General features: G+C 46.4%; 6 protein-coding genes and 7 tRNA genes. 9 read left to right on the forward strand and 4 right to left on the reverse strand.

Going from position 1 to position 7,784, the window contains the following annotated elements; all coding sequences use genetic code 11:
• Window positions 1–79: 79 nt before the first annotated feature.
• On the forward strand, window positions 80–1,051 hold the full coding sequence (epmA, locus tag AB4323_RS07450) for an elongation factor P--(R)-beta-lysine ligase (protein ID WP_017071212.1): 972 nt from the start codon (window positions 80–82) through the stop codon (window positions 1,049–1,051).
• Window positions 1,052–1,136: 85 nt separating this feature from the next.
• Here epmA and AB4323_RS07455 read toward each other — a convergent pair whose 3' ends face one another.
• The 4 genes from AB4323_RS07455 to rsgA form a co-directional block, all read right to left on the reverse strand.
• Window positions 1,137–2,024: a DMT family transporter gene (locus AB4323_RS07455; protein WP_017071213.1), complete on the reverse strand. Its 888-nt coding sequence runs from the start codon at window positions 2,022–2,024 to the stop codon at window positions 1,137–1,139.
• Window positions 2,025–2,137: 113 nt separating this feature from the next.
• The gene (locus tag AB4323_RS07460; protein WP_372152088.1) at window positions 2,138–3,553 is read right to left on the reverse strand and encodes a DASS family sodium-coupled anion symporter; all 1,416 of its coding nucleotides are present in this window, start codon (window positions 3,551–3,553) and stop codon (window positions 2,138–2,140) included.
• A gap of 308 nt (window positions 3,554–3,861) precedes the next feature.
• A complete protein-coding gene (asd, locus tag AB4323_RS07465; protein ID WP_017063172.1) occupies window positions 3,862–4,782 on the reverse strand; it encodes an archaetidylserine decarboxylase in 921 nt (306 codons plus the stop codon).
• Window positions 4,783–4,907: 125 nt separating this feature from the next.
• A complete protein-coding gene (rsgA, locus tag AB4323_RS07470) occupies window positions 4,908–5,963 on the reverse strand; it encodes a small ribosomal subunit biogenesis GTPase RsgA (protein WP_017061306.1) in 1,056 nt (351 codons plus the stop codon).
• Window positions 5,964–6,113: 150 nt separating this feature from the next.
• Between rsgA and orn the strand changes: the two genes are divergently transcribed.
• The 8 genes from orn to AB4323_RS07510 all read left to right on the forward strand — a co-directional run bounded on the left by orn (window position 6,114) and on the right by AB4323_RS07510 (window position 7,713).
• Complete coding sequence (gene orn, locus AB4323_RS07475; RefSeq protein ID WP_010434065.1) at window positions 6,114–6,659, forward strand: oligoribonuclease; 546 nt, start codon at window positions 6,114–6,116, stop codon at window positions 6,657–6,659.
• Between the two features lie 180 nt (window positions 6,660–6,839).
• Window positions 6,840–6,915: transfer RNA gene (locus tag AB4323_RS07480), tRNA-Gly, on the forward strand.
• Between the two features lie 53 nt (window positions 6,916–6,968).
• Window positions 6,969–7,044: transfer RNA gene (locus tag AB4323_RS07485), tRNA-Gly, on the forward strand.
• Between the two features lie 70 nt (window positions 7,045–7,114).
• Window positions 7,115–7,191: transfer RNA gene (locus AB4323_RS07490), tRNA-Met, on the forward strand.
• 56 nt (window positions 7,192–7,247) lie between these two features.
• A tRNA-Gly gene (locus tag AB4323_RS07495) sits at window positions 7,248–7,323 on the forward strand.
• 51 nt (window positions 7,324–7,374) lie between these two features.
• A tRNA-Met gene (locus AB4323_RS07500) sits at window positions 7,375–7,451 on the forward strand.
• A 56-nt stretch (window positions 7,452–7,507) separates the two neighbouring features.
• A tRNA-Gly gene (locus AB4323_RS07505) sits at window positions 7,508–7,583 on the forward strand.
• A gap of 53 nt (window positions 7,584–7,636) precedes the next feature.
• Window positions 7,637–7,713, forward strand: a tRNA-Met gene (locus tag AB4323_RS07510).
• Window positions 7,714–7,784 lie beyond the last annotated feature (71 nt).

Here is a 7,784-nt window from a genome sequence, read left to right on the forward strand (position 1 = left end):
ATAGAAAGATAGAAGCTTACAAAAGAGGCGAAAGGTGGTAATTTCCGTCGCCTAGAATTCAGTAATATGGAACTTAATAATGCACTCAACATGGCAACCAGCCGCAACCATTAAGCAGTTAAAGCAACGTGCTGATATCCTTAATCAAATCCGTCAGTTCTTTGCTGAGCGAAACGTGATGGAAGTGGATACGCCTGCGATGAGCCACGCCACGGTGACGGACGTGCATTTGCATACTTTCAAAACTGAATTCGTAGGGCCGGGTTATGCGCACGGTCAGCCTCTATTCTTTATGACTAGCCCTGAGTTTCATATGAAACGTCTATTAGCGGCCGGCAGTGGCTGTATTTATCAAATTTGTAAGTCTTTCCGGAATGAAGAAAATGGCCGTTACCACAACCCTGAGTTCACCATGTTGGAGTGGTATCGCGTTGGCTTTGATCACCATGACCTGATGGATGAAATGGATTTGCTGTTACAGCAGGTACTTAAATCGGGCTCAGCAGAGCGAATGACTTACCAACAAGCCTTTATTGACGTGTTAGGTGTGTGTCCCCTGGAAGATTCGATGGCTACGCTAAAGCAAGCCGCAGCAAAACTTGGGCTCAGCGATATAGCTGACCCTGAAGAAGATCGTGATACCTTGCTGCAGTTGCTGTTTAGTATTGGGGTTGAAGCCAAAATAGGCCAACAAGTCCCTGCGTTTGTTTATGACTTTCCGGCTTCACAAGCGGCATTGGCTAAGATTAATCCTGAGGATTCGCGAGTGGCGGATCGCTTTGAGGTGTATTTCAAAGGCATCGAGTTAGCAAACGGCTTCCATGAATTAGATAAGCCACAAGAGCAGCTCAAGCGCTTTGAAGATGACAATGCCAAACGTATTGAGATGGGCTTATCGCCTCAACCGATTGACCATCACTTGATTGAGGCATTAAAAGCGGGCTTACCAGACTGTGCGGGTGTTGCTTTAGGTATTGATCGTCTGATCATGCTGGCGTTAGGTTATGACCACATCGATGACGTGACGGCTTTTCCTTTCCCACGTTCTTAACTTTTTGCTTTTGTTTTTACTGAGAGTGAATAGTCATTAGCTATTCACTCTCAGTTTCCAATCAGCTGCCAATTAACTTCACTAGCTAGCTGACTAGAATACCAGTACCTACTACGGCAACAATGGCACCGATCCAAGCGTAGGCATTTGGTCTCTGTTTGGTGTACAGCCAAAGTATTGGTAACAACATGATAGGTGTGGTTGAAGACAACAGAGCAACCATGCCGACATTTCCTTCTTGCAGTGCATACAAGATCAGCGTCATTCCCACCGCCATCGCTAAAAATCCGTTCACTGCGGTAATCGCAAATATTTGACCATTCATCGGGTTGATTGCGCGTGAGAGCTTAGCGCCAGTTAGACGAAATGCGGAGTGAGCAACAAAAGCGGTAATCATACGAATCGCTGAAGCGGCAACAGGGTCTATGCTGGTTTGCATCACGGGTTTTGCAATAATACCGCCCAAGGCTTGGCAAATAGCGGCAGTGATTCCGAGAGCTACACCAATCCACACGGTGCCCTTGATGGTTTCGAGTTGGTTGTTGGCTTGTCCTCGACGACCAAAGAATATCGCGGTTAATACACCACTGAACACCAAAGCCGAGCCAATCAGCTCCACCGAAGTCATGCTTTCGCTAAATAGGAAGTAACCAAGAATTGCCGAGAACACGGCGTGACAAGAGAACAGCAAACCTGCTTGGCGCGGTCCCATTCTGTTCAAACAAGCAAATAGGGCGGTATCACCAATGAAGATGCCAATTAGCCCAGACAGCATCATCGGCGTGACTAGGTCTGCTTCGACCGTTGACCAGCCACCAGTAAACCAAGCCATGCTCGATAAGATGATAGCAGTGCAACCCATGCGCCAACGGCTATAGGCGAAAGAACCTAAGTGTTGAGCAGGCTTTACTGACATCAGGCTCGCGATAGCCCAAAGAAAAGCGGCAGCAAGAGCCAGCCATTCGAATCCCATTGAAGTGTACGTCCGTGTCAAAATGTAGAAGTGGGGGATTCAATATGCACTAAACCTTCCAGATAGCAAAGACGTGATTACTATCTGGAAGGGCATTAGTAGGGATTAACGTACTAGGTGATGATAAACAGGGCGAGGTAAACCATCAGCAAGCCCACAATACCTAAGATGATGCCCATCTTCGCCATGTCTTTGCTTTCGATAAGCCCGGTCGAGTAGGCCAGTGAGTTTGGTGGTGTCGATACGGGCAGAATCATGCCAAGTGACGCAGAGAAGGCGACCACAACCAGCAAGCCTTGCAGACCACCAATCGCAACTAGGCTTTCCATGGAAGCACCAATTGCAGCGGCTATCGGCATCAGCAAGTTGGCCGTCGCAGTGTTTGACATGAAGTTCGCCATTAACCAACACACGATAGACAATGTCAGTACCACAGCTGCAGGTGACAGCGATTCATAGTCAATTGCGTGTGCGAGTGCAGCGGCTAAGCCTGTTTTATCTAAGCCAATACCAATCGCAATACCACCTGCGACCAGCCACAACACATCCCAGTTAATCAGCTTGAGTTCTTCTTTGCCCATGATGCCAGTGAGCGTAAACACAGCCAGTGGAATGATAGACACGACATAGGTGTTCATGCCGTGCAGTTTGGTGGTCATCCACAATAAGATTGTCGCAGCGAAGGTGATGTAAACCACAATCGGTCGCCAGCTCTTTCTAAATTGTCCATCAAGCTTGAGCACCATGTTTCTTTCTTTAGAAGGGAAGAGTTTTTGTAGAAGAAACCAAGCGATGGTGAGTTGGATGATCACAAAGGGTAAGCCCATCATCATCCAGCTGAGGAAGTCGATGGTATTTTCACCCGTTAGGTATTGCAGCGCGATGGCATTGGGCGGTGTACCGATTGGGGTTGCGATACCGCCAGTATTGGCAGCAATTGGAATACACAACACGAGCGCTTTGATACCCATATCGCCTTTTGGTGCAGATGCCACGATAGGGCCGAGCAGTGCAAGCATCATTACCGTCGTTGCGGTATTTGACATGAACATTGAGAACACGGCGGTGATCAGCATTAAGCCGAGCATAATGAAGCGCGGTTCTGTACCAAATGGTTTGAGAAGCACTCGAGCTAGGTTGTTATCGAGTTCATACTTGGATGCGGATATCGCAAGAGCAAAACCACCCATGAAAAGGATGATGATCGGTGACGAAAATGCACCGAAGATGTCGGTATATTTGATTAACTCACCGAGATCGTGCCCCGCTGGTGGATTTCTAAATAGGTGTAAACCTTTGTCAGATATCATCACCAGTTCAAGCGCAATGATCAAAATGGAAGTGGCGAATACCGGAACAGGTTCAAGCACCCACAGCAGGGCTGCTAATAAGAATATCGCCAACAGGCGGTGTTGAATCAGCGTGAGATCATCGATTGGTATTGAATCTATCGGCATGAATAACACGCCTAAGGGAATCGCAAAACAAATCAACAGCTTGACCAGAACGCCAACATTGAGTTTAGGCATGTACAAAGACCCTATAAATAAAATATCTTCAAATAGAGTAAGTTATCTGGATTTCTGGTACTTGGAGACGGGTTGGAAAATCAAAAAGTTGTTTAAGGTTTCGACAGTTGTTTTGTTTTTGGTCAATCTTTTATCTGGGCAATTAGAGACAAGAGTGAGAAGCATCAGGTGGCTGGGCAGGGTTTGAAAGATTGAGTTGTTAGAGCTTGAGTAGCAAATGAATCGGTAGAGTTAAGAAAAAGGCGCGTTCTTCTCTGAAATAGAAAAAGTAACGCGCCTTGAAAGCTTAAATGAGTTAACTCAAATTGTTAAGCTTGGTCAGTGTTCTCAGCAGAATCGGTAACAACATCGTCATTTGCTTGCGCTTCTTTGCCAGCAATGTGCGCGAAAGGTGTACCAAGAACCGTTTTCTCGCCATTTTGCATAGTGTCGTCAAACTTGATCGCATCTTTAGCGAACAGGTTGATAACGGTTGAACCAAGCTTAAAGCGGCCCATCTCTTCGCCTTTCTTCAAGATGATTGCTTTGTCACCTTGTGCAGGGTAATCCCATTTGTAAACCGAGTTACCACGAGGTGGGGTGATGGTACCTGCCCATACTTGCTCAATGCTACCTACGATCGTTGCGCCAACCAGCACTTGTGCCATTGGGCCAAATTCCGTATCGAAGATACAAACGACACGCTCATTACGTGCGAATAGGTTTGGAACGTTTTCTGCCGTTAACGGGTTAACTGAGAAAAGGTCACCTGGAACGTAGATCATCTGGCGCAGTGTGCCGTCGCATGGCATGTGCACGCGGTGGTAATCACTTGGAGACAGGTAAAGCGTTGCGAATTCACCGTCTTTAAATTCATCCGCTAGCGCAGCATCACCACCCAATAGCTCGCGAGCTGAGTAGTTATGGCCTTTCGCTTGAATCAGTTGACCGTCAGTAATTGGGCCAAATTGGCTCACACGTGCATCTGCAGGGTGAACAATAACAGACTCACCTTCAGCGATAGGACGCATGCCTTCTTTCAATTCACGCACGAAGAATTCATTGAATGTTTTAAAGTGTTTTGGATCGCTATGCAGAGCTTCATCCATGTTCACTTTGTATTGCTTGATGAACCAGTTGATGATCGCTGTCGTTAAGCCGCCCGCTTTAGCAGACGCAAGTTTGCCGACTAGGCGAGTTAATCCATGTTGTGGAATCCAGTACTGCAATCCAACTTTAATCTTATCCATTGTATTAATTTTCCAATGCTAATTGTTTTTCAATTAAATCTGTCGATGACGGTTTAGGGCGCGAGATGTTACTTAAATTCGCGCCAATTGTCAGTAAATGCACACATTTGTTCACAAAAACGCGATTAGAGATCGGCTTTTTTGTTGCGTGAATACTGACGGTTATCTTTGTTACTCGCCATGCTTTCAATGATGCGGTGGTAGTTGTCGAAACGTAATCGACTGATCTTTCCGTTTTCTACCGCTTCGCGCAGGATGCAGCCTGGGTCATCAATGTGTTTACAGTCACGGAACTTACAACCGCCAAGGTAAGGCTTGAACTCGATAAAGGCTTCAGTGATTTCGTCGGCCTCTAGGTGCCATAGGCCGAATTCACGCACTCCTGGTGAATCAATCAGATCACCACCAGAAGGGAAGTGGTATAAACGAGCTGCCGTGGTTGTGTGCTGACCAAGACCTGAGTTCTCAGAGACTTCGCCTTCTTCAATGTCTAGCGTAGGCATTAATGCATTCACTAGGCTTGATTTACCCACACCCGATTGACCAACAAAGATGTTGATACGGTCTTTGAGTTCAGCTTCCAGCTCTTTGATGCCGTAGCCAGACTCTTTACTCACGAACATCACTTTATAGCCGATCTTCTCGTACTCTTTAAGTGTTTCACGGTATTCAGCAATCTGCTCATCAGTCAGTAGATCGACCTTGTTCAGTACAACAAGCGGCGCGATGTTTACCGTTTCTGAAGCAATTAGGTAACGGTCGATAATATTAAGTGATAGCTCTGGTAGCACAGCCGATACGATAACCATTTGGTCGACGTTCGCAGCTACTGGCTTTAGGCCATCGTAGTAATCAGGGCGAGTCAGCATTGAAGTTCTCGGCTCAACCGCTTCCACAACGCCAGAAATACCGGCCATTGATTCTAAGCCTGCGCGCCAAGTCACTCGGTCACCAGAAACTAAAGTCTCGATACTACGGCGTAAGTTACAACGATGAACTTCGTTAGTTTCAAGATCTTCGATATCAGCATGTTGGCCAAAGCGCGTAATCACGAGTCCGCTTTTGGTTCCGCCAAGCATGTTCTCATCCCATTGGATAGAATCTTCTTTCTTGAGTCGCTTGTTCTGGTTGCTACGTACACGACGTACTTGACCTTTGGTTAACTTCTTTTTTTTAGCCACAATTTTTCACTTAACACATCTAACTTGATGATTGGGGACTCAAACAGGATGTTGCTGGTACCACGTGATTTCGATGGTCCTAAAGCTAGTTTGAGTATAGTTATTTGGGTATAGTACCTCTTTTACACATAAACAAATAGGCGACGCCTTATGTCCTTTAGCGATCAGAACCTTATTTGGGTTGATCTAGAGATGACAGGACTTGATCCTGAAACTCATAAAATCATTGAAATTGCTACTATCGTTACTGATAGTGAGCTTAACATCCTGGCTGAAGGACCTGTTTTGGCTATTCACCAACCTCAGAGTGAATTGGACAAGATGGACGAGTGGTGCACAACGACGCACACTGGCAGCGGCCTTGTGAAGCGAATTCAAGAAAGCACGGTTTCAGAGCAAGATGCCATCCAACAAACCATTGAGTTTCTTGAAAAATGGGTACCAAAAGGTAAGTCACCAATTTGTGGCAACAGCATTGGTCAAGACCGCCGTTTCCTATACAAGCACATGCCAGAGTTAGAAGAGTACTTCCACTACCGCTATGTTGACGTAAGCACTCTGAAAGAGCTGACTCGTCGTTGGAAACCTGAAGTGTTAGATGGTTTTTCTAAGTCGGGAAGTCACCTTGCGTTAGACGATATTCGAGAGTCGATCGCCGAGCTGCAGTACTACCGAAAAACGATTATTAACATCTAGTCGAATAAAATGATCACGTTTATCTAACTTTTCAGGGACATAAGAGCCGTTTTTTTTGCAAATCTGTGTGCTTTTACAGCAGTTGAGTAAAAAGTTTCGTAATTTTGCATTAAGGACTTGCATCACAAAAAAATGCTCTTATAATTCGCAGCCCTGAACGGAGAAAGACGTTTTCAGATTGCGATACTAGCTCAGTTGGTAGAGCGCAACCTTGCCAAGGTTGAGGTCATCGGTTCGAACCCGATGTATCGCTCCAATTTGTAGGTTACGGCGAAAGCGGTAATCGAAAGGTGAAAGACCTTTTATAATGCGATACTAGCTCAGTTGGTAGAGCGCAACCTTGCCAAGGTTGAGGTCATCGGTTCGAACCCGATGTATCGCTCCAAATTCTATTCTTAGAGCTTTGCTCAGAATGAAAATGGTTTAGTCTCATTGTCTTAAACAATGCATCCGGACGCGGGATGGAGCAGTTTGGTAGCTCGTCGGGCTCATAACCCGAAGGTCGTCGGTTCAAATCCGGCTCCCGCAACCACATTACAGTTAGGCGCTATCTGTTGCCCAAGGCAGTAAGAGCAGCGACTAACTAATGCGATACTAGCTCAGTTGGTAGAGCGCAACCTTGCCAAGGTTGAGGTCATCGGTTCGAACCCGATGTATCGCTCCAAATTCTCTCTTTTTAGAGAACAGAGTCATTAACTTAAATAATGCATTCGGACGCGGGATGGAGCAGTTTGGTAGCTCGTCGGGCTCATAACCCGAAGGTCGTCGGTTCAAATCCGGCTCCCGCAACCACATTACAGTTAAGCGCTATCTGTTGCCCAAGGCAGTATGAACAGCGAATAACGAATGCGATACTAGCTCAGTTGGTAGAGCGCAACCTTGCCAAGGTTGAGGTCATCGGTTCGAACCCGATGTATCGCTCCACTTTCTTTTCGAAGAGAGAGGGAAGAATCATCAACTTAATTGATGCATCCGGACGCGGGATGGAGCAGTTTGGTAGCTCGTCGGGCTCATAACCCGAAGGTCGTCGGTTCAAATCCGGCTCCCGCAACCACATTACAGTTAAGCGCTATCTGTTGCCCAAGGCAGTAAGAGCTGCGACTAACTAATGCGATACTAGCTCAG

The organism is Vibrio sp. 10N.261.52.C11, from assembly GCF_041471405.1.
Taxonomy (GTDB): domain Bacteria; phylum Pseudomonadota; class Gammaproteobacteria; order Enterobacterales; family Vibrionaceae; genus Vibrio; species Vibrio crassostreae_C.